The organism is Gardnerella sp. KA01002 (assembly GCF_049244015.1).
GTDB classification, from domain to species: Bacteria; Actinomycetota; Actinomycetes; order Actinomycetales; family Bifidobacteriaceae; genus Bifidobacterium; species Bifidobacterium vaginale.
Map to the genome: position 1 here is coordinate 83,272 of NZ_CP058365.1, position 22,673 is coordinate 105,944.

Sequence of the window (22,673 nt, forward strand, 5' to 3'; positions counted from 1 at the left end):
GAGCAGCGTCACATTTTTATTGAAATCCGTATATAAGCAATGTGTAGTATACACGGATATAAAAGTGTTAGCAAATCATGTCGCAAGTGATTAGAAAAATTGTTTGTAAAGTGACTTTTTAGCTTTAGAAAATCGTATTTTATTCTATAACTCAGTAAATTTAACGGAATTTTATTATTGATTGGTTGCACGCGAATCGATGATTTCGAGCTCAGTCAAAGCGTAAAGTTTTCCTGATTTTGTTGCTCAAAATGGCAAAATCAACAACAAAAAGTGAATAGTAAAATAAAATTAGGCAGGTCACGCCAACAAAACCAACAAAACGAGGGAAATATGCAAAACGAACATGCACAATGGCTGCGCGACGCCGTGTTCTACGAAATCTATCCACAAAGCTTCTACGATTCAAACGGCGACGGAATCGGCGATATTCCAGGCATAATCGAAAAACTCGACTACGTAAAATCGCTTGGATGCAATGCGATCTGGCTAAATCCTTGCTACGATTCGCCATTTAAAGACGCGGGTTACGATGTGCGCGACTACAAAAAAGTGGCAGCGCGCTACGGCACGAATGAGGATTTGCAACGTCTTTTTAGCGAAGCACACAATCGCGGAATGCACATTTTGCTAGACCTTGTTCCAGGGCACACAAGCGAAGAGCACGAGTGGTTTAAGCAAAGCTCGCGCGCGCAAGAAAACGAGTTTAGCAAGCGATATATATGGACCGACAGCGCGTTTAGCGGCTATTCCATGCCGTTTATTGGCGGCGAAAGCGAGCGAGATGCCACGTATATTCTGAACTTCTTTAAATGCCAGCCAGCGCTAAATTACGGCTTTGCGCATAGGGATCGCGCGTGGCAATCCGCGCCAGATTCTAATGAGGCTGCGCAAACGCGTGCCGCGATGGTTGATGTTATGCGATTCTGGCTTGCGCTCGGTGCGGACGGATTCCGCGTAGACATGGCGGATTCGCTTGTAAAAAACGACGACAACAATGGCGAGGGAAGCCTTGGCAAAGACAACACGATTCGCGCATGGCAAGAGATGCTGGGTGCTGTAAAGGCCGAGTATCCGCAGGCTGCTTTCGTTTCGGAGTGGGGCAGGCCGCGTCAGGCGCTGGCTGCTGGATTTGACATGGACTTCTATTTGAATTGGCGCTGGGATGGGAATCCGAACGGTTACGCGCGCTTGGCTCGCGATGTGGATAATGCGCTAGACAGCAATCCTGAGCGCGACCACAGCTACTTTAATGCGCGCGGTGGCGGCAGTATTTGCCCATTTTTAGACGATTATTGCCCACAGTATGAGGCCACTTGCAACGAGGGTTATTTTAGCTTTATAACGTGCAATCATGATACTCCGCGCCTGGCTCCGCGATTAAGCGATCGCGAAAGGCGGATTGCGTTTGGCATGATTCTTACAATGCCAGGCGTGCCGTTTGTGTATTACGGCGACGAAATCGGCATGAAATATCGCGATATTCCTACAAAAGAGGGCGGTTATGCGCGCACGGGCACGCGTACGCCAATGCAGTGGGATGATTCGAAGAATTTTGGATTCTCCACGGCTGCAAAGTCGAAGTTGTACTTGCCTGTTGAGGCGCGCGCGGATGGAAGGACTTGCGCAAACTCGCGCAAGCAGGCCGTGCAAAGTGGCGAGATTCCAACGGTTTTGGGTCAGGAGCAGGATGGCGATTCGCTGCTTAACTGGGTGCGCGCGCTGATTGCTTTGCGTCACGAGTGCGCGGCGCTGCACGCGGATGCCACTTGGCGAGTGTTGCATGCGCCTGTGGATGGTCGCAGTTTTGCGTACGAGCGATGCGCGGCTGAGTCGAATGTGTCGGATGGCGAATCCTCTACAGATAGATGCATTGTGGTTATGAATCCTGGGTTAAACGAGGAGACGATTGTGCTTAGCGCGCTTGCAGGGCTTACGCCAGAGGCGATTTTGCAGCCGCGGCTTTCGGTTGGAGCGGTTACTTGCGACTCTTCCGCGCTGAAACTTGGCGCGCAGTCCTTCGCTGCGTTCCGACTTGCATGAGCGCTTAAAGGGTAGCGCGCGAATGCAATTCGGAGCGCTGAGCTTGCTTAAGGTTGAAAGCACGGTGTGCTTTCAACGCAAGCGAAGACGTGAGCGCGCTGTAACGCGCGAACGGTTTTTCCGCACTTTGTAGCTCAACACGCCGATTAGAGCTACAAACGCGGGAAACCGTGCACTACATAGATAATGCAGAGATTTAAGTTAGGGTTTGATACAATTGCAATGATTATGCAATGACGTTGTCAACGCTGATGTCAACGCTGTTGTCAATAACGTTGCAATGACGGCAAAAGCTTATACGCACTTAACGCAACAAGTGCTAGCAAGAGGTGAATTATGGACGCGCTAAAACCAAAGATTCGCGCAGACAAGAACATAAAAATGGGTATTACGCTCAAAAAGTTCAAGCTGCTCGGCGCTGTAATGATGATGCTCAGTGCGTTCGGAACAACCGTGATTCCGCACCTTTTTGGCGGCCTTTCCAACTCCAACATGTGGAGCCTCACAGCTGCCGTAGTTTGCGAAGTTATAAGCTGGTCGGCTCTGCCGTGGTACGCGTGGCTACTCGTTCGCGGATATCAAAACACGCATAATCTCAACCTTTACACGCTCCGCCTTCTTGTGCTTGCGCTTATTTGCGAGGTTCCGTACGACTTTACAACCTTTGGCTGCGCTTTCGATATGCGCTCGCAAAACCCAGTGTTTGGTCTTGTTATCGCACTGTTTGTGCTTTCGGGAATTGACATGGTTCGCGCGCGTTTTAAGGGTGCGCAAAAAGTGGCGTCAATCGCAGTGATTCTGATTGCAGGAATATTGTGGAATCTTTTCGGAAAAGTCGGCTTTAGGCAGAATATTTTTTGGGGCGGAGCTTTACTTTTAGGATTTATTTTGATTTTTAGATTCCTAGAAAACCACGAGATTCGCATGGAACTGATTGCTGGCGCTTTCGGAGCAATGTCTCTTTTGGCGCCAGGCGTTGGCGTGGCTGTGCTGCACTATCGCAGCCCGTATGGCGATGGACCTAAGCAAACTAAGCAATTCAGCTGGCTTATGTATGCGTGGTACCCGCTTATGCTTGTAATTGCAAGCGCATTCACGATTTTGCTTTAGGCGCAGCCGTAGAATTTCTTATAATAAGTTGCACTGGAGCTGTAAGATGTCTTCGCGCTACAGCTTTACCTTCTATAAGAGATATCGCAATGTTCCCAGCTTGTTCTGCCATTGTTTTAGGATTTTGGCGGATTGTGGTTAGTCCAGCCTCTTTTGCATAAGTGCCATTGTCGAATCCTATAATCGATAAATCTTCAGGCACGCGAATTCCTAATTTTTGTAATCTAAACAAGAACGGCATTGCTGTTGAATCCTGGTGGAAGCATATTGCAGTAGGGGGATTTTCTTGTGTAAAAAGCTCAGAAAGAGTGGCATCTATAGGGTCATCTTTTATGTCTATTGGCAGTACTTTCCCTTGCATTCCATCAATATTGTTGCACACGTTTTCAAAGCTTGTGATTCTTCTTGACGAGCTAAAGCGGAAAGATGAACAAAAATGCTCATACACGTATAAAAGACGCTTATGCCCTAATGTCGCTAAGTGTTGAATCGCAAGTTTTATGCCCAGAGCATCGTCGATTCCGATTGAGGCAGAAAGCACTTTAGAAGCTGTGCAGTTTATTCCGACAATTGGTACGTTTATGCGTTGTAATTGTTCAGCCTCATTGCTGCTTATGTCAAATGACGATACGATTATTGCGTCTGTGTTTGCGCGTAAGGGCAGCTCTTTAAAGAAGTTTTTTCTTTGTTCAACTCCCTCTAAAAGGTGTATTACAAGGTCGTAGCCATTTTTGTTCAGTACGCTATTTAATCCTTCTATAATTGCTGAGCTAAACCATTCGATTTTACTGCTTCCGATTAGTAGCGTTATGCGATATGATTTGCCTGTTTTAAGCTCCCCGGCGGTTCTAGAAACAGTGAAATCCATTTGTTCGGCTGCGCGCATGACTTTGGCGCGTGTAGATGCGGAGACTTTTTCTGGATGTGCGAATGTTCTGGAGACGGTTGCAATCGATACTCCTGCCAGTGTTGCTACATCGCAAATACTAGTTTTTGACAAGTCGCACCTCTTTTAAGTGTTTTAGCTGCAGAGTTTTTAACTGCATCTCTTTTAATCACCCTGCTTCTAGTTATCATAAATGAAAAGGTTTACATTTTTAGACACGCCGCCTAAAAAGTATTTATTCGTGCAAAACTAGCTTAGTATTAAGGATTCAAAATGAAAACCTTTACATTTACATTTTTAATGTTTGACCGAGTCAAACTTAAAGCAATATTATAAAATTACCCATCAATTTCACGAGGAAGTGGAGTAACAATGAAGATTAGAAAAATATGCATATCCTGTATAGCAGTTTTGGGCATGATTTCTACGCTTGCCGCATGTGGGAATAATGGTGCAGCAGGAGTAACAGATACAAAGAAAGACAAAGGCCTAGCTGTTATGGGTCAAGCTTTAAAGTATGACCCAAATCATTTAGTAAATCAAGGAAAGCCAATCCAGCTTGAGTATTGGAGCTGGGGAGACGCGTCCACTGATCCAATTTACGACATGATTAAGGATTATCAAAAGATTTATCCAAATGTAAAGTTTAAGACTAAGAACGTTGCTTGGGATGATTACTGGACAAAGCTTCCACTTGCTCTAAAGGGAACAAAGGGCCCAGCTTTGTTCAATATTCACAACTCCAAAGATGAGCTTATTCGCCCATACGCTGCCGATTACAAGATTGACAAGGCTGCTATGGAATCGGATTACGCAACGGCTAGTGCGCATGAAGATGCTAAAGGTAATGTAAAGTACATTGATTCCGTAATCAATACGGGAAACATCTACTACAACAAGAAGCTTTGGAAGGAAGCTGGCTTAACTGAGGCAGATATTCCTGCTACTTGGGATGAGTTGCGCGAAGTGGCGAAGAAACTCACTAAGTGGAACGGTTCCAAGATGGAACAGGCTGGATTTAACGTGAACGGCGATGCTTATGCTGCAATCAATCAAGGATTGAACTATCAGCGTGGTGAACTTGCTTTTGATGAAAGTGGCAAGAAGCCTAATTTTGACAACAAAGTCACGCGTGAAAACATGAAGTTCTTGAAGAATTTGTACGACAAAGACAAGGTCATTTCTACCGACTTTGGCACGGATTACACGCAAAGCTTTGGAAACGGCCAATCTGGAATGGTTTATGCCTGGGGATGGCTCGAAGGTGTGCTAAAAGAAAAGTACCCAAATATTGAATATGGAGTCTTCCCAACTCCAACATTCACAAAAGAAAAGCCATTTGCGTACGATCGCTACAATGGAGAATCCACTCCAGGAATTAACGCTCACCAGTCAAAAGATCAGCAAGAGGTTGCTCAAGACTTTATTAAGTTCATTCTCGCTAACGATGCGTTTATTCGCTCGGCAGTAAAGCATTTGAACTCGTTCCCAGCAAAGAAGTCTTTGCAAAACGATCCTGAGATTCTAAAGGCTCCAGTAATGGCTGCGATTCAGCCGCGTGCAGATCGCCTAATCTGGCCAGGGATCACGCCTTCTACCGTGGAAACAAGTAGCAAGGCTGCTTTCCAGAACGTTATGCAAAATGGTGAGTCTATTGATGATGCAATCAAAGAGGCTCAAGCAACAATGGTTAAAGATATGAAGAATTCTAAGTTTACGTCTGCAGAAAGTAAGTATGAGTTCTTCAAAGAGCACAAGTAAAAACAAAGCAGACTAGTTAACTAGTTGTAAATCGTAATCACTGTGCTCAGTAGGTAAGGCAAGGAAAATCATGAAACAAGTAAATCAGGATTCTCATTTGAGCAAAATGAGAAAACATAATGGTGGTATGTCAAAAATAAGCACTGCTCTTTCTCGAACCTTCTCCTTTCGGAATATAGCAGTAGTGTTTCTGATTGTTTATTTTGTGATTTTTCTTGCCTATCCAATATATAAGGCTTTTGCAGGCAGCTTCCATGAATGGAATCCGCTTGTTGGAACATACAATTGGGTTGGGCTGGATAATTTTAAGCAGATTTTAGTAGATAAGTTATTCTGGAAGTCCATTGCAAACACCGCAATCTTTACGTTTGTATCTGTTGTATTCCGCGTTATTCTTGGCATTGGTTTTGCAATGTTGTTAAGCTCCAAGCTTGTTAAGTGCAAAGATACTCTGCGAGGTCTTTTCTACATGCCAACAATTACGCCGTTGGTGGCAGTGAGCTTTGTGTGGATGTGGATGTTTGACCCGCAGTTTGGCATGATCGATAGGGTTACAGGCTTAAACATAAATTGGTTGCACAGTTCGACTTGGGCTATGCCAGCAATCATAATAATGACAATTTGGAAAGACTTTGGCTACGCAACGGTATTATATTTGGCTGGATTAATGAATCTGCCAAAAGATGTTTACGAAGCGGCAGAAATAGACGGCGCTAATAGCGTGCAAAAATTCTTTAGAATAACAGTTCCATTGCTAAAGCCAACAACACTTTTTATAGTAATCACATCTATGATTGGCTATATTCAAGCGTATGTTCAGATTCTTGTTATGACCAATGGCGGCCCAGGAACATCAACGTACACAATCAGCTACCTAATTTTTGATCAAGCGTTCCAAAAGTATAACTTTGGAATTGCATCTGCAATGAGCGTCATTCTGTTTATAATCACTGGAATCCTAACATTCATAATGTTTAAAGCGTCTAAGGATAGTGAGTTAGTATGAAAAAACAAAATCTTAAAAAGAGCATTATTGGATGGTTTCTAACAATATTCCTATTCTTATTGTCTTGCTTAACAATCGTGCCATTTATTTGGATGTTTGTATCTTCCTTTGCTCCAAACAGCGACATTGTGCGCATAGATGGTGGGCTGTTCCCAAAGCCAAGCACATTTGGGAATTACGTTGGGATTCAAGAGAAATTCGACTTTTTGAGGCTATTCTTTAACTCATTGTTTATATCGGTAGTTAAAACGGTAATAGCCATTTACACGAGTGCCGTTCTTGGATATGTGTTTGCAAAAATGAGGTTCCGTGGCAGAAATTTGCTTTTTGGAATAGTAATAAGCACGATGATGGTACCGTGGGCAGTAACAATTATTCCTCAATACGACATGATGACTAGCTTTGGTTGGCAAGACACGTATCGCGCGCTTATAGTTCCAGGCTTAATAAGCGCATTTGGAATCTTCTTATTCCGACAATCAATAAGCGGAATATCCGACGAATTGATTGAAGCAGCAAAACTAGATGGAGCTTCGGATTCTAGAATATTCCACAGAATAATTCTGCCAATGAGCCACAATACTATTGCTGCGCTCGCGATATTTACGTTCTTGTGGAATTGGGAAGACTATTTGTGGCCATTCCTTATGATTACAGACGAGAAAAAGCAGCTTCTTGCAGTTGGATTGAAGACGTTTAGCGGAAGATTTGGAACTGACTACGGCGGTTTGTTTGCTGCGGCATCGCTTGCTATTATTCCTGTAGTAGTAGTGTACTTGGTGTTCCAGAAGCAGTTTATTGCTGGAATTTCAACCGGCAGCGGTAAGTAGAAAAGGGCGGGTCGAATGACTTTACAAGATGCGCGTGAAGCGCGTGGAACACAGGATGTGCAAGACGCACACATTTTTTACGATTACGCTAAAAATCCGCTGTCTAAAGCCAAAGAGTCGCAGGTTATAAGCGGCAAAAATTGGCGAATCACTTTAATCACGGATTCGCTTGTGCGCCTTGAGTGGAGCGAAAACGGCGAATTTGTAGACGCTCCTACGCAAACAGTTGTAAGACGAAACTTCGAGGCCGGCACGCAGATTGCCGCGGAAAAATCGCAAGCAACCGAAGATGAGGCATCGCGCGCTTTTAATCCAAAATATAGTGTAAAAAACTTGGAAAATGACTGGATAGAAGTCGAAACCGAAAAACTACTGATCACGTACAACCAGCAGCCGTTTAGCAAAGAGGGCTTGAGCATTGTTGTGCGCGGAGTGCCAGGCTCGCAATTCAACACATGGCATTACGGCGACGAATGCCACGGCAATTTGCTCGGCACGGCGCGAACAGTGGACGAGGCGGATGGGGCAGTAAAGCTTGGAACGGGCGTAATATCTCGCGACGGATGGGCCGTGTTAGACGATTCGCGCTCGGCACAAATCGCGTACGCGGCTGCTGTTGATGGAAAAGAAAACCCATACGGGGCATGGGTGGAGCCGCGCGCAAAGGTGAATGGCAGTAGGCTTGAATCAAACTCTAAAGACTTATACTTCTTTGGCTACGGTCACAACTATATAGGCGCAATTCGCGACTTTTACAAGCTTGCGGGCGCGCAGCCGCTTCTTCCGCGATTCGCGCTAAGCAACTGGTGGAGCAGGTACTACAGGTACAGTCAAGACGAATATTTGCAGCTTATGAGCCGTTTTAAGCGCGAAGGCATACCGTTTTCTACTGCCGTAATCGACATGGATTGGCACGTAACGGATGTGGACTCAAAGTACGGTTCGGGATGGACTGGCTACACGTGGAACCGCGATTTGTTCCCAGATCATCGCGCGTTTTTACGCCAACTTGCCAGCGAAGGGCTTACCGCAACGCTTAATTTGCATCCGCGAGACGGCGTGCGCGCGTTTGAAGAAGACTATGCGCAAGTTGCGCGCGATATGGGAATTGACCCTGCAAGCGGCAAGGCAGTTGAGTTTGACCTTACAAATCCGCGCTTTTTGCGAGCATACCTAAACATGCATCGGCGCATGGAGAACGAGGGCGTTGGGTTCTGGTGGATTGACTGGCAGCAGGGCGGAGTTACAAAGCAGGCTGGCTTGGATCCGCTTTGGATGCTTAACCACGTGCACTACCAGGATTCGGGGCGCGGAGGCGCGTGGCCGCTAACGTTTTCGCGCTACGCGGGGCCTGGCTCGCACCGCTACCCAGTGGGATTTTCGGGAGATAGCGTAACAACGTGGAATTCGCTTGCCTTCCAAACTTACTTTACTTCTACGGCGTCTAACATTGGCTACGGCTGGTGGAGCCACGATATTGGCGGACACATGCTTGGCGTGCGGTGCGATGAGCTGGAGGCGCGCTGGTATGCGTTCGGCGCGTTTAGCCCGATTAATCGCCTTCACTCCAGCTGCTCGCCGTTTGCAGGCAAGGAGCCGTGGAACTTCCCTCGTGAAACTCGTGACGCGATGGTTAAAATGCTGCGACTTCGCGCGCAAATGCTGCCTTATTTATATACGATGAACTATCGCGCGGCGGTTTGCGGCAGGCCGATTGTAGAGCCAATGTATTGGCAATCGCCAGAAACACCTGCAGCGTACGAGATGCCAAACGAGTACCGTTTTGGCAGCCAGCTTGTTGTTGCGCCAATCGTTAGCAAGGGGTGCTCGCAAATTGAGCGCGGGTGCACTGCCGTTTGGCTTCCAGAAGGCGATTGGTACGATTTCTTTGACGGAAGGCGCTACGTTTCGCGCGGCGGTGCTGGGCGCAGATTTGAGGTTTGGCGAGGAATCGACCGCGTGCCAGCGTTTGCGCGCGCTGGGGCTATTGTGCCAATGCAAGTTTTGCCAAGCGAAGCGGCTTGCGCAAGTAGCGAGCAGGCGGCAGCTGTGGTTAATAGCGTTGAAAATCCGCGATCTTTGCGCATTCTTGCATTCCCAGGGGATTGCGGCGAGTTTGTGATGCGCGAAGATAACGGCCGCTTTGAAGACGCGTGCGCTGGGAAAACTGCCGATACGCGCATGGAGCTTATTTGGCGAGATGGGAATGGATCCACACAGTTTGTGATTGATGCAGCAAAAGGATGCGCTAGTGCTGTTTCTTCGCTGCCTTCCAAGCGCGATTGGAGCGTGGTGTTTAGAGGTGTTGCTTGCCCAGACTTTTCGCGCGTTCGCGTTTTTGTTGGGGAAAATCAGCTTGAATCTAAGGCTGTAGAAGTTTCATATGAAGGCGAAGAATCTACGCTAAGTCTTACTGTTTCCGTGCGCAACGTGCCTGTTGGCGATTGCGTGCGAGTGATTGTGGATGGCGGACTGTGCATTGCGCAAGACCCTAAGATTGGCGATTGCTACAGGCTGCTTTTACAAGCGCAAATGCCGTACCGCGGCAAGGAGATTGCTTTTGACGCGATTCGCCAAGCTGGTGGCAGCGCGAGTGCTATAAGCGAGCTTTGCGCACTTGAATACACTAGCGAGAGCGAGTTTGAGCGCCATCAGCAAAGCGTTGACTTGACTAACGCGCATGCGCCGCAGCACCCAGAGGTTGCTAAGTGGGCGCAATGGAAGTGCACGCTGCCTGACTCGGTTAAGCGCGCGCTTGAGGAGATTTTAATTCGCAGCGCGTTGTAATGCACTGTAATGCGCGAACGATATTTCCTATTTGGTGTTGTAGGAGGGCTGGCTAATTCTACGCTCGCGCGTTACAGCGCGCTCGCGCCTTCGCTTGCGTTGAAAGCACACTGTGCTTTCAACTTTGAGCAAGCTCAGCGAATCGAAGTGACTTCTCGCGCATTATGCAGCTCGAAGTCGTCGATTCGCACAACGCTTCGCCTCTTACGTGTTGGTTGTTGTTGCGGTTGTTCCGTTTTGTCTTTGATTTTGTTTTTAGGTTGATGTTTGTTTGTAGTGGTTGATCATTGGATTATTTGGTATCGGCTGCCGCTCTTATACTGTTCGACCAAGAATCAGCCAGCCCTCTTACACGTCTGAGCTTTTGTGTGGCTTTCATCGCCGCATTTGGTGTAATCATGTAGTGCGTTTGTACCGAATTTCAGCGTTTTTTAATACAAACACACTACACAAACACGCAAAACTGTAGTGTGTTTGTACTGAATTTCGGCGTTTTTTGATACAAACGCACTACAAGAAATGCACAAAATATTGAACAAAAGTCAACATAAACAACAAAGCACGGAAAACAACTCCGCTTTTTGTTGTTGATTTTGCCGTTTTGAACAACATTTTCGGGAAAAAGTTGATGCTTGCGGCGAACGAAAACCCACTGCAGAGGGTCTAAAAATGTGATTTGTATCATATACAAATGTTTAGATGAGTGAGCTAAAAATGGCGGTTGACTTGCCAGAACTGCAAGAATTTTTGAAAAAATTATTTCGCAAAAACCCTTGAAATAAAAGGCTTGGGGGGGGGGGGGGTATGTATCCCCCAAAGCTATAAACATTTGTTAGTTATCTTCAAAATTTTTTCTAAAATGTTATAATGACTTCTCAAAGGATGGTTACATCATTATAGATGTACGCTATAAGACTTTGTAAAACTATTGTTAAAAACTATAGGGCTTTGAGAGTCACGGTCGGTGCGCAAAGCAATATCAAGTAAATTTAATTAATCTCACGGAAAGAGGAGAACATGACTACAAAATCTGCTAAACACGCCAACAAGACATTTGGTTCTGCAAAAGATGAGTCTGCAAAGGCTGTTGATATGCGCAAAGTGGCTGCTCTTTCGGCTGGAGCTGCTAGCGTAATTGCCGGCGCGGCGATTGCTTTTGGCGCAACTCCTGCAATGGCGGCGGAGACTCCTGCTTCTGCGCCTGTTAATACGAATGATCCTGCAAAAGAACAGAGTGTAATTGCTAATAAGAATAAGACTGAGGGTGAGGATTCTAAGAAGACTGCGACCGAGACTAATAAGAAGGAAGAATCTAAGAAGGAGCAGCCTGAGCAGACTAAACCAACTGAGCAGACTGTAGTAAAAACCGAAGGTAAGGCTGACGCTACTAAGACTGAGTCTGGGTCGAAGGTTGAGAGCGCTACGGCTGTAGATAATAAGGTTACGAATAGCACTTCTGCTACTGATAAGACTAATGCAGACAGTAGCACCACTGAGGAAACTAGCACTCCTGCGGAAAATGTCGTAAAGAAGCGTACAAGGCGTGCGGCGGTTGAGAATAAGCAACCTGAGGCTACTAATTATGCTAAGGATGAAAATCAGAAGCAGGGCGAACCTGTTGTTGGTGCAGATCGCGAAGCTAATCCTGCACCTGCTCCACAAGTTAATAGTGAGATAACACTTTCAAAAGAAACAAAAGACACACTCCCTAACATGTATGCGTGGGGATCTTCTGACAATACGTATATTGAAAAAGGCCAAAACCAATCCGTTACCTTTAAATTTGCTGCACCAACTGACGGAAGTACCATTACCAAAGTAGCTATTTTCCCATCTGATGGTAATACTGTTGATAATGCTAAAAGTAGAAAGTTCCTTGAATATTATTCCGATGCTGCTGCTGTAAACGAGCATCAGCCATATTCAGGTACATACGAATTTAAAGTAGACAATGATGGTACAGCTACGCTTACCATGACCAAGCTTTATAGAAATGGCAATCTTAAGAGTGGAGAAAGCTACTCTGCAAACCGTTGCATTTATGTGTACGGTACAGATAAAAACGGTAAAACAGTAGTGCTGTACAAGACGAATATTGTGCGTGCGGCAACACTTATTCCGCCTAAAACAGCTGGCTCAATTGTGCTGAAATATAACGAAGCGCTTACTGAAAAACAAATTCAAGATAAGCTAAAGGCTGCTTTGGATGCTCCTACCGAAGCCACTGGTAAAAAATCAATTCGCGCACAAATTGATGCTGCAAGTAGATCTAACGGCGTTGGTGGACGCACTGGAGTAAACGGCGCATTTGTTCAGACGCCAGATGACCCTGAGAAAAAGGTGGTTATTACTGACAAGCAGGCGTATGACCCTTCCCAGGTTACTAGAATCAACACGGTTACGTCAAAGAAAGACCAGCCAACAACATATGTTGCTGGCGCTCAAACGCTCAAAACCTACCTGGTCTCCGACCTTGGCTACAAGTCTGAGGCGCTCGCTCTTACTGTTGCGCGCTACGATACGCGTATTGATAAGCCGATTGTGGACGACCTGTCCAAGGTTTCCGATGATGTAAAAACCGAAATTAAACGCAAGCTTGCGCATCTTAATCACGTAAGCCAAGATCAGGTGACCATTAACGACCAGGGTGAAGTCACTATCAACTTTGCTGGCGTGGATGAAAACGACGCTCCTAAGATTGCACTCAGCGACCTTGTGTTGAAGAAGATTGCAGAGAAGGATGTCGTCGTTCCAGCTGGCGAGAAAGCAGTCTTTGTTGCTAACCCACTGGGTTACTCCAATGCCGAACTTGACCGAATTAAAACAGCTATTTTCGAAGCTAACAAAGACAACGAAGAGCTTGGCCTTACCAGCAAAGATCAAATTTCACTCTCGTACCTTACAGGTGACCTTACTGGCGCAGGCGATGCTAATAAAGGTCGTTCAAACGGCTTACAAGAAAATAATATTAGTGTAACCATTAAGACTGATAAAGCACTTGCAGAGTTTACATCAGACATAACCAAAGATAAACTCACGCGTCTCCCAGATATTCGTAAGGATTATAACGTTGAACTGGTAAAGAATAAGCTTGATGGTCGCGATAGCGATGAGGGCTTCTCGTGGAGTGACGATAAACACACTACACTCATCTATCGTTATGACCCAACCAAAGCTCAAGCGTTTACCGCTCCTGAGATTTTGAAACTTATAAAAGCTACGCCTAAGGATCAGAAAACAGGTTTGCGTCCGCTTGCGGGTGGTGAAGCGCTCGATCACGAAGGCGCGAACGGCAAGGCGCGTAAATCTCATGTGTATTATTCAATTGATAAAAATGGTGAACCTACTACCGAGCTGACCCTTGGTATGATGAGTGGTCCGTATTGGATAGGCAATCCACAAGTTGCCAATTCAGACGTGAATATGGGTGACGAAGAGTCGAAGGTGGGTCAGTATACCTGGGATACAGAGGCTGGTTCTGTAACTGTTGCTGCTAAGCAGAACAAAGTTTTTAAGACGCGCTTGTTTGTTGCACCATATACTTTGACGTACTATCGCGGCGTATATACAAATCCGTATCAAAAGGATCCTAACAACACGCCTAAGGCAATCAACATTATCTTTGTGCCGCAAACGAATCATAAGACGAAGGATCTTAAGGATTCGATTGGCGAGCACGCTACAACTCAGGTTGAAGGCAAGGATATTCCAACTGATTCTAAGTACTACAACGCGTCTGACAAGGTAAAGAAAGACTACGAGGATGCGTTGAAGGTTGCTAAACAAACGCTTGAAAAAGTTGGAACTACCACAGACGATAAGTTATCTGAACAGCTTAAGGCTGAGGTTGATAACGCGACGATTAACCTTAATAAGGCACGCGCCGAGCTTGATGGTGCTGACACCAAGAAAGACGAACTGGATAAGTCGATAACAGAAGATGGTACGCCTGCTGAAGGTCAACAAGCTACAACTGGTACAAAGGCTAGCGATAAGTATAAGAACGTAAGCGATCCTGACTTCAAGACGCCTGAAGGCAAGACTGACGAAGCTAGAAACAATGCAGCTAAAGAGGCTAAGAAGGCTTACGATGAGGCGCTTGCTGAAGCTGAGAAAGTAAAGGCAGACGACAACGCCACGCAAAAGGCCGTTGACGACGCCAAGGCCAAGCTTGATGCCGCGCGCGCAAAGCTTAACGACTTTACCACTAGCAAAGATAAGCTTAACGCTGCCATTGCTGAGCATGGTCAGGTAAACACGGGCGATGCAAAGCTAACTGACCCAGATAAGAAATTAGCTTCCGCCGACCCAACCTACCAGAACTCTACTCCTGAGCAGCGCAAAGCATACGATGACGCTGTAAAGAAGGCAAATGAACTTGCCAAGGATCCTAACGCTTCTCAAAAGGACGTTAACGCAGCTATTGACGCGCTTCAAAAAGCTAAAGCAGCTCTTGACGCTAAAGCTACGGATAAGTCAAAGCTTATAGCTGCCGAAAAGCTCAGCTTCGATAATCCTGATAAAACTGACGCAAGCAAGCAGAGCACCTTCTACAAGAATGCGCTTAATAAGCAGACTAACGGTGCAAACGAGCAAGAAAAACAAGCTGCTAAAACTGCTGTTGAAAACTATGATAATGCGTTAGATAATGCGCGCAAGGTTCTTAAGAACGATAAAGCAACTCAGGCTGAAGTTGATGATGCTAAAAAGAAGCTTGAAGCAGCCGAAAAAGCATTGCATGATGGTTATGCAACCGACCCTGACGAACTTACTAAAGTTCTTGCTGATAACTTTAGTGGTTACCTGATGCCTGCATACTTTAACGCTTTCGATAAGGCGCAAGCGGGCGACGCAGATGCCAAGAAAGCATTCAAAGACTACAATGATGCTTATCAAAAAGCTAAGGAGCTTAAGGAAAATCTAGAAAAAGCTAAGACTGGTGGAAAGACTCCAACTCAAACAGAGATTGATGAAGCCAAGACTGCACTTGAAACAGCACGTACTGTTATCGACAAGTATGCAACTAATACCAGCAGGCTTTCGGCAGCTGTATTTAACGATATTGCAATACAAAAGAGCCCTGCATACAAGAATGTATCCGCAGATGATGCGAGCGAAGAAGCAAAAGAAGCTAAAAAGAAGTATGACGCCGCAGTAGAGAAACTGCACAAGGCGCTTGCTAACAAGCTGCCAAAGGATCCAGTTCCTGATAGTAATACCCCGAAGAAAGATGGCAACCTTAACGATAAGGACTACCTGAAAGACATTCAGGCGCACAAGAACGGCGAGCCTCTGGATAGGGATGTTGACGCTATCCTTAAGGAAATGAACGCTGCAGCTGCTGAGTTGAACAAGTTTGCAACCAAGACTGACGCTCTGCTTAAGTCTGTTAACGAGCATGACAATACTCAGCAGACGCCTGCATTCAAGAATGCAAATCATCCTGCTTTCAAGCAAGCTGACGGTAAGACTGCTGATGATACTAAGAATACTGCTGCTAAGGCAGCTGTAGATGCTTATGGTGACGCTCTCAACAAGGCAAAGGAATTGCTCAAGAATCCTGCTGCAACGCAGAAGGAAGTCAATGATGCGTTGAAGAAGCTCGATGATGCTCGCACGGCTCTTGACGCCTACAAGACTGATGTTAAAGCGCTCAAAGCAAGTGTTGACAAGCACGGCTCTACAGAGGGCCCTGCAGCTACAGAAGGAACGCAAACTTCTGATGCGTATCGCAATGCGTCTGATCCTCACTTCATGAAGGAAGATGGCGGCAAGCTTGTTCCTGATAAAGAAAAGAACACTCAGGCCGCCGCAGCCAAGAAGGCGTATGATGAGGCTTTGACCAAAGCTCAGGAGCTTTTGAAGAAGCATGGCGATAAAGATACGCCGCAAGATGCAAAGCCAACTCAAACAGAAATTAATGCTGCGCTTGATGCTCTTGATACAGCACGCACCAATCTTGACACGTACAAGACTGACACTTCTAAGCTTGAGGAAGAAACTAGGAAGTCTACTGCGGAGGGTGCTCCTGCTGTTACTGAAAACGACTTCGAGAATACGCCAGAGTTTAAGAACGCTCAGGCTAAGACAAGCAATGGTCAAACAAATGCTGACGTTGCTGCCTACCAGGAAGCTCTCAAGAAGGCTCGCGATCTTGCAAAGGCTGCAGCAGATCAAGACAAGAAGAACAGCGAGCGTCCAACGCAAAAGCAGATTAACGAGGCGCTTGATGCTCTTAAAGCAGCTAAGAAGCAAATTACTGATAATTACAAGACTAATCTTGAGCCGTTGACTTCTGCTAAAGATTTTGCAGGTGGCGACTTCAAGAAGACTCCTGAGTATCAAAATGCTGTTGCTAAGAAGGGTGCTGGTGACCAAGGTGCCACAAATGACTTGGGTCAAGATAATGGACAAACAGGCTTTGACAATATTCTTAAGAAGGTTGCCGATAAGCTCAATGATAATGATTGGAAGCAAAAAGCAACCCAAAAAGAAGTAAGCGCGCTGCTTAAACAGCTCCAAGACGCTCAAGAGAAGATTGCGAAGACTTATAAGACTGATGCAATTAAGCTTGAACGTGAAGTCGGCGATAAAGATCAAGACGGCAAGCCTGTAACTCCTCCGTTTGAGGCGTCGGTGGCGTACAAGAACGCGCTTGAAAAGGCAAAGACGGAGGATGCTGCTACAACGGATCCTAACTCCGCAACTGCAAAGCTCAAGGAATACACCGACAAGCTGAAGGATGCGAATGACCTCATTGAAAAGGTCAAGAATCCTGATCCAAACGCTAAGCCAGAAGATCGTCCAACGCAAGCGCAGGTTAATGATGCACTTGCAGCTTTGAAGAAAGCCAAGAAGGACATCGATGATGCCTTCAAGACCAAAGTTGACGACTTGCAGAAGGAAGTTGACGATAAGGATGCCAATGGCAATGTTAAGGATCCTACCTTCGAGAACACCACTGAGTTTGCAAACCTTAAAGGAAAGACTAAGGATGGCAAAGAACCTGAGGATCTAACTGCCTATAAGCAGGCTTTGGCTAAGGCTAAGGAACTCATCGACAAGAACGATGGCAAAGTCAAGAATGATCAAGGTGTGGAAGTTGATGTTCCAAAGGATCAGCTGCCAACTCAGGCGCAGGTTGACGAGGCTAAGAAGGCTCTTAAGGAAATCAAAGACAAGATTCTTGCTAACTACAAGACCAATCCGCATGACTTGCAAGAAGAATTCGACAAGTCTAAGGACGGCGACGACGACACCAGAACCGACGTGTTCGAGAACACTCCTGAGTTCAAGAACGCTACTGATAAGGGTGATGACGCTGCTAAGAAGGCACTAGATGCCTACACAGAAAAGCTCAAGGCTGCCAAGAAGCTACTCGATGCCTTTGACCGCACTACTGGCAAGCCAAAGACCAAGCTTCCAGAAGGCATGGATAAGGCTCCAACTCAGCAGGAACTTGACGCTGCTTTGAAGGATCTTCAGGATGCCAAGAACAAGATCACTAACGGCTACAAGACTAATAAGTCTGATTTGAACACTGAAGCTGGTAAGGATTCTGACTTTACTAAGACACCTGAGTATCAAAATGCTCAAGCTAAGGGTGATGACGCGTCTAAGCAAGCTCTTGAGGACTACAAGAAGGCTCTTGAGGATGCGAATAAGGTTCTTGGTGATAAGGATGCAACTCAGGCTCAGGTTGACGAGGCTTTGAAGAAGCTTCAGGATGCTAAGTCTAAGCTTTCGGATGGTTATAAGACTGATAAGACTGATCTGACTGCTGAGGCTGGTAAGGATTCTGATTTCACTCAGTCTCCTGAGTATCAGAATGCTGCAGGAAGCTCAGAGGCTGAGGCTTATAAGCGCGCATTGGATGAAGCTAATGCAGTTCTTAAGAACCCTAATGCAACTCAGGCTGAGGTTGACGAGGCTTTGAAGAAGCTCCAGGATGCTAAGCAGAAGCTTACTGATTCACACAAGACCGATAAGTCTGATTTGAACACTGAAGCTGGTAAGGATCCTGACTTCCGTAAGTCGATTCCGTTCATTATTGGTAAGGCTGCTGATCTGGCAGAGTATCAGCAGGCGTTGAATGATGCGGATAGTGTGCTTAAGGATCCTAATGCTACACAAGCTCAGGTTGATCAGGCTCTTCGTAGGCTTCGTGATGCTAAGCAAAAGTTGATTGATGCTTATAACAGACTTATTAATAGTGGCAGTGGTGTTGGTGACAATACTGGTGTTGGTGTTAATGATTCGAATAATACTAGTGTTAATAATGTTGTTGATAAGGGTGCTTTGCAGGCTGAGGTTGATGCGGCTCTTGGTGATGTTTCGGCTAATGCTAATGGCGTAGTGGCTGATTCTAACTTGGTGAGTGAGTTTAATGCGGCTTTGAATTATGCTCGCTCAGTGTTAGCGGACGCGAATGCTACTCAGGGGCAGGTTGATTCGGCGTTGGCTCGTTTGCGTGCTGCGCGTGCAGCTTTGCGCGAGGGTATGCTTGCGGCGCGTGATTCTGCTGGAGTGAATCTTAAGCGTGGTGACGTGAGTGGTGTTAATACTGGCGCTAGCTCCTCGGTGTTTGCTGCTTTGGCTGCGGTGTTTGCTGGGCTTGGAGTGGCTGGTGCTGCGTCTAAGCGTAGGAAGCATTCGGCTCGTTAGTTTAATCTGTAGTAGTGTGTGATGCTGCTACGATTGGAGTAATGTGAATTAATGGCTTGGAGATAATCTCTTCAAGCCATTAATTGTTTTCTTCTTTTCCACATTTTGTTTGCTCATGTACAGAAGAAGACGCGGAAGAAGACGCGGAAGAATTCGCAGAAGGAATCTCCGAATAACATAGCAAAGAAAACGACAAATAACATTTTGAAGAACATTGCTAAGAACATACCAGTGAATTTAGTAATTTTCCACAAAAGTGTTAAAATCCGTAACTGTGACTTATGCAAAGCAAAATTGCAAATCACCCGCATGGGGACGTTTGCAGGATTGCACTATCGCGAATAATCGCCAGTAGTTGTGATTGCAAAAGTCAAAAAGAGAAAATAGTCTAAAAAATAATCTAAAAACAGTCTAAAAGGTCTGAAATTAACCAAAATAGACGAAACACGGGAGCTTGTTCTATACAGGCTGAGAGGGCGAAAGCCGACCGTAAACCTGATGCGGGTAATGCCGCCGTAGGGAAGGAGTATTATGCGAAATATTCGTATTATTGGTGCAGGTATCATTGGTCTAGCAACAGCTTGGAGACTTACAGAAGCTGGCGTAAAAGTTAGCATAATTGACCCAGATCCAGTCTCTGGCGCTTCTCATCATGCTGCCGGCATGTTAGCTCCTACCGCAGAAATGCAATATCAGCAGGATGCTTTGTATCCGCTCATGTTTGAGTCTGCAACTATGTATAAGGAATTGGTTGATTCGGTTGCAAAATACACCGATAAGCCAACTGGCTACTTAGAGTGCGGATCTTACGTAATTGGCGGTGACGCTGCAGATAACGAGCACGTAAACGAGTTGCTAAACTTGCAGCACCGTTACGGACGTAGAGCTGAGCATATTTCTGTGAGTAAGCTTCGTGAAATTGAACCTGCGCTTTCGCCGACGATTGCAGGTGCTGTAAGCGTTCCGGATGATCATCAGATTAATCCTCGTCAGTTTACTGCAGCAATGATTGATGCACTTGAAAAGCGTGGTGTTGTTATTGAGCGTCGCGCAAGCACTCCAGACGATTTGGGTCCAGACACGGTTTTGGCATCTGGTTTGGGTGCTAAGGAAATGCTTCCTCAGCTTAAACTTCGCGCTGTGTGGGGCGACATGATTCGTATGACTATTCCAGAGCCTTTGCGTCCAATTTTGAGCTCTGTGGTTCGTGGATTTGTGCATGACCGCCCAGTGTATTTGGTGCCTCGCGCTAAGGAAACAGGCGAGCTTGTGCTCGGCGCTACTTCTCGTGAAGACGACCGCGATATTCCAAAGGTTGGCGGTGTGCTCGACTTGCTTCGTGATGCTGCAAGCGTACTTCCCGGCATTCAGGAATGCTCGATTACTGAGGTTACCGCTGGCGGTCGCCCAGGAACTCCAGACGATTTACCATTCATTGGCATTGATCCTAAGACGCACACCACAATTTCTACTGGTTACTTCCGTCACGGCATTTTGCTCACAGCTTTGGGTTCTTCTTTGACTACAAAGCTTGTGCTTGAGCAAGAGTTGACTGAGAAGGAAAAGGGCTTCTTGGAGAGCTGCAATCCTGCTCGCTTCTAGTGACGCAAGTTTTAATAGACGCTAATAAAGGTTGAATTATGCAAATCGTCGTCAATGGTGAAACCACTCAAGTGAAGGATAACTTGACTATTGCCCAACTTGTTGCACAACTCTACGGATCTGACTCTGGTTTTGGCATTGCGGTTGCCATTGGCGACGATGTGCTTAAGCGCGCCCAATGGGAATCAACCGTGATTTGCGACGGAGACAGAATCGAAATTCTTAGCGCTGTGCAGGGTGGCTGATTCCCAATAGGCGGATGACGCTAAATAATTTGAGTGTAATTTCAAAAAATTTATATAAAAGGCTTAAAGGCTTAAAATGTCAGAAAATAATACAGAAAATAATGAAGAAAATGTCGATACTTGGCAGCTTTGCGGTAAGACCTTGCACTCAAGGCTTTTGCTTGGAACGGGTGGAATGACAAGCATTGACATTATGGAAAAGTCACTTGTGGCTTCAGGCGCGGAAGTAGCAACTGTTGCTTTGCGCCGTCACGCAAAAACTGGCGTGGATATTTACGGTATGTTGCAACGCCATAACATTAACGTTTTGCCAAATACTGCTGGTTGCAAAACTGCTCATGATGCTGTTCTTACAGCAAAAATGGCTCGTGAATCACTTGGAACTGATTGGATTAAGCTCGAAGTGATTGCAGACGACGATACTTTGCTCCCAGACACTCGCGAAGTTTTGCTTGCTGCAGAAAAGCTAGTTGAAGAAGGATTTAGCGTTCTTTGCTACACTAATGACGACCCGATTGTGGCTCGTCGCCTTGTGTCACTTGGTGTTAAGGCTGTTATGCCAGGGGGTGCTCCAATTGGAACTGGACTTGGTATTTTGAATCCTCGAAACATTGAGCTGATTGTTCAAGAAAGCAAAGAATCTGGCGTTCCTGTGATTTTGGATGCTGGCGTTGGCACCGCTTCAGATGTTGTTAAAGCTTTCGAAATTGGTTGCTCGGGCGTGCTTCTTGCAAGCGCTGTAACTCGCTGCCCAGATCCTGTAAAGATGGGTCGTGCAATGGCTGCTGCTGTAACTGCTGGTAAGCTTGCTCACGATGCTGGCCGTATTCCTAAGCGTGAGCATGCGCTCGCGTCTTCGCCTGTTGAAGGTCGCGCTTGGGCTGACGCAGTACTGTAAATTCTGTAAATTTTGTACTGTAATTGATTCAGCATATTCAGTATGACGATTAATAAGATTTATGATAACCTGCAGGAGCTTGAGGCGGAACGCACTTGCCGCCACTTGCTCCTGCCAGGCTTTACGCATGAACATCAGCAGTTACTTCGCGATGCGAAAATCTGCATGGTTGGGGCAGGTGGACTTGGTTCGCCGTGCTTGCTTTCGCTTGCTGCTGCAGGAGTTGGTGAAATCACGATTTGTGACGACGATGTTGTAGAGCTTTCTAATTTGCAAAGGCAGACTTTATACACTGTGGATCAGTGTGGCAAGTCGAAAGCTCAACTTGCAGCTAAGCGCTTGCAGGCATTATCTCCAGGTTTAAAAATCAACCTTGTAAATAGATTTAATGAAGACAACGCAAAACAACTTGTAGAAAATCACGACTTAATAATTGATGGTTGTGATAATTTTGCTACGCGCTTTTTGATTGCGGATGCTGCTTGTAGTGCTGGCACGCCAGAAGTTTATGGCTCAGTTCTTTATTATGAAGGTCAAGTAAGCGTTTTTGTGCCAGGAAAAGGACCTACTTTGCGCGACTTGTATACTTGCCCTCCGCCTAAAGAAAAAGTACCAAAATCAGCTGTCTTAGGCGCAACTGCAGCTATTGTTGGCGCAATGATGGCAACTGAAGCAATCAAGATTATAACTGGTATAGGAAAGCCGCTTATTGGGGTTTTGGCGCGATATAACGCCATTGATAACTCGCTTCGACATTTTAGATTTGCGTGAACTTTGCGTAATGCAAAAGTTGAGTGTGGGAGTATTAAGTTTTTGCGAAACGCGCGCCAAAATATTTGAC

Annotated in this window: 12 protein-coding genes; 11 read left to right on the plus strand and 1 reads right to left on the minus strand. The window is 45.9% G+C overall.

Annotation, left to right across the window (positions count from 1 at the left end; all coding sequences use genetic code 11):
- The first annotated feature begins 333 nt into the window (after nucleotides 1–333).
- Nucleotides 334–2,043: an alpha-amylase family glycosyl hydrolase gene (locus tag HXT60_RS00330; RefSeq protein WP_421791116.1), complete on the plus strand. Its 1,710-nt coding sequence runs from the start codon at nucleotides 334–336 to the stop codon at nucleotides 2,041–2,043.
- A gap of 336 nt (nucleotides 2,044–2,379) precedes the next feature.
- Nucleotides 2,380–3,153 (plus strand): TraX family protein, encoded by a 774-nt coding sequence (locus HXT60_RS00335; RefSeq protein ID WP_103013381.1) that lies wholly within the window; start codon nucleotides 2,380–2,382, stop codon nucleotides 3,151–3,153.
- On the opposite strand, the gene HXT60_RS00340 is transcribed toward HXT60_RS00335, so the two are convergent.
- On the minus strand, nucleotides 3,137–4,153 hold the full coding sequence (locus tag HXT60_RS00340) for a LacI family DNA-binding transcriptional regulator (RefSeq protein WP_004124119.1): 1,017 nt from the start codon (nucleotides 4,151–4,153) through the stop codon (nucleotides 3,137–3,139). The two genes, HXT60_RS00335 and HXT60_RS00340, sit on opposite strands and share 17 nt — an antisense overlap.
- A gap of 258 nt (nucleotides 4,154–4,411) precedes the next feature.
- Here HXT60_RS00340 and HXT60_RS00345 point away from each other — a divergent pair, with 258 nt between their 5' ends.
- From HXT60_RS00345 to HXT60_RS00385, 9 genes are all read left to right on the plus strand, one after another.
- A complete protein-coding gene (locus HXT60_RS00345) occupies nucleotides 4,412–5,800 on the plus strand; it encodes an extracellular solute-binding protein (protein WP_004118145.1) in 1,389 nt (462 codons plus the stop codon).
- A gap of 70 nt (nucleotides 5,801–5,870) precedes the next feature.
- Nucleotides 5,871–6,806 carry a carbohydrate ABC transporter permease gene (locus HXT60_RS00350; protein WP_004113799.1) on the plus strand — a complete coding sequence of 312 codons (936 nt, stop codon included), beginning with the start codon at nucleotides 5,871–5,873 and terminating at the stop codon, nucleotides 6,804–6,806.
- Entirely contained in the window at nucleotides 6,803–7,636 is an 834-nt protein-coding gene (locus HXT60_RS00355) for a carbohydrate ABC transporter permease (protein WP_116437964.1), read from the plus strand. Before HXT60_RS00350 ends, HXT60_RS00355 begins: the two co-directional genes overlap by 4 nt.
- Nucleotides 7,637–7,651: 15 nt before the next feature.
- Nucleotides 7,652–10,423, plus strand: a complete 2,772-nt coding sequence (locus tag HXT60_RS00360; protein WP_421791119.1) for a TIM-barrel domain-containing protein — start codon at nucleotides 7,652–7,654, stop codon at nucleotides 10,421–10,423.
- 1,017 nt (nucleotides 10,424–11,440) lie between these two features.
- The gene (locus HXT60_RS00365; protein WP_421791121.1) at nucleotides 11,441–19,087 is read left to right on the plus strand and encodes a peptidase; all 7,647 of its coding nucleotides are present in this window, start codon (nucleotides 11,441–11,443) and stop codon (nucleotides 19,085–19,087) included.
- Between the two features lie 531 nt (nucleotides 19,088–19,618).
- On the plus strand, nucleotides 19,619–20,689 hold the full coding sequence (thiO, locus tag HXT60_RS00370; RefSeq protein ID WP_004118154.1) for a glycine oxidase ThiO: 1,071 nt from the start codon (nucleotides 19,619–19,621) through the stop codon (nucleotides 20,687–20,689).
- A 38-nt stretch (nucleotides 20,690–20,727) separates the two neighbouring features.
- Nucleotides 20,728–20,934, plus strand: coding sequence for a sulfur carrier protein ThiS (gene thiS, locus HXT60_RS00375; protein WP_004113804.1), 207 nt, complete (start codon nucleotides 20,728–20,730; stop codon nucleotides 20,932–20,934).
- Between the two features lie 76 nt (nucleotides 20,935–21,010).
- Nucleotides 21,011–21,832 carry a thiazole synthase gene (locus HXT60_RS00380; protein WP_415691021.1) on the plus strand — a complete coding sequence of 274 codons (822 nt, stop codon included), beginning with the start codon at nucleotides 21,011–21,013 and terminating at the stop codon, nucleotides 21,830–21,832.
- Nucleotides 21,833–21,874: 42 nt separating this feature from the next.
- Entirely contained in the window at nucleotides 21,875–22,603 is a 729-nt protein-coding gene (locus tag HXT60_RS00385; RefSeq protein ID WP_421791124.1) for a HesA/MoeB/ThiF family protein, read from the plus strand.
- Nucleotides 22,604–22,673: the final 70 nt, after the last annotated feature.

What these genes read in the sequence shown, in the direction of transcription:
- HXT60_RS00335 (WP_103013381.1), top strand. Translation starts at nt 2,380, where the DNA reads ATGGACGCGCTAAAACCAAAGATTCGCGCAGACAAGAACATAAAAATG.
- HXT60_RS00365 (WP_421791121.1), top strand. Translation starts at nt 11,441, where the DNA reads ATGACTACAAAATCTGCTAAACACGCCAACAAGACATTTGGTTCTGCA.
- HXT60_RS00350 (WP_004113799.1), top strand. Translation starts at nt 5,871, where the DNA reads ATGAAACAAGTAAATCAGGATTCTCATTTGAGCAAAATGAGAAAACAT.
- HXT60_RS00345 (WP_004118145.1), top strand. Translation starts at nt 4,412, where the DNA reads ATGAAGATTAGAAAAATATGCATATCCTGTATAGCAGTTTTGGGCATG.
- HXT60_RS00330 (WP_421791116.1), top strand. Translation starts at nt 334, where the DNA reads ATGCAAAACGAACATGCACAATGGCTGCGCGACGCCGTGTTCTACGAA.
- HXT60_RS00380 (WP_415691021.1), top strand. Translation starts at nt 21,011, where the DNA reads ATGTCAGAAAATAATACAGAAAATAATGAAGAAAATGTCGATACTTGG.
- HXT60_RS00385 (WP_421791124.1), top strand. Translation starts at nt 21,875, where the DNA reads ATGACGATTAATAAGATTTATGATAACCTGCAGGAGCTTGAGGCGGAA.
- thiS (WP_004113804.1), top strand. Translation starts at nt 20,728, where the DNA reads ATGCAAATCGTCGTCAATGGTGAAACCACTCAAGTGAAGGATAACTTG.
- HXT60_RS00360 (WP_421791119.1), top strand. Translation starts at nt 7,652, where the DNA reads ATGACTTTACAAGATGCGCGTGAAGCGCGTGGAACACAGGATGTGCAA.
- thiO (WP_004118154.1), top strand. Translation starts at nt 19,619, where the DNA reads ATGCGAAATATTCGTATTATTGGTGCAGGTATCATTGGTCTAGCAACA.
- HXT60_RS00355 (WP_116437964.1), top strand. Translation starts at nt 6,803, where the DNA reads ATGAAAAAACAAAATCTTAAAAAGAGCATTATTGGATGGTTTCTAACA.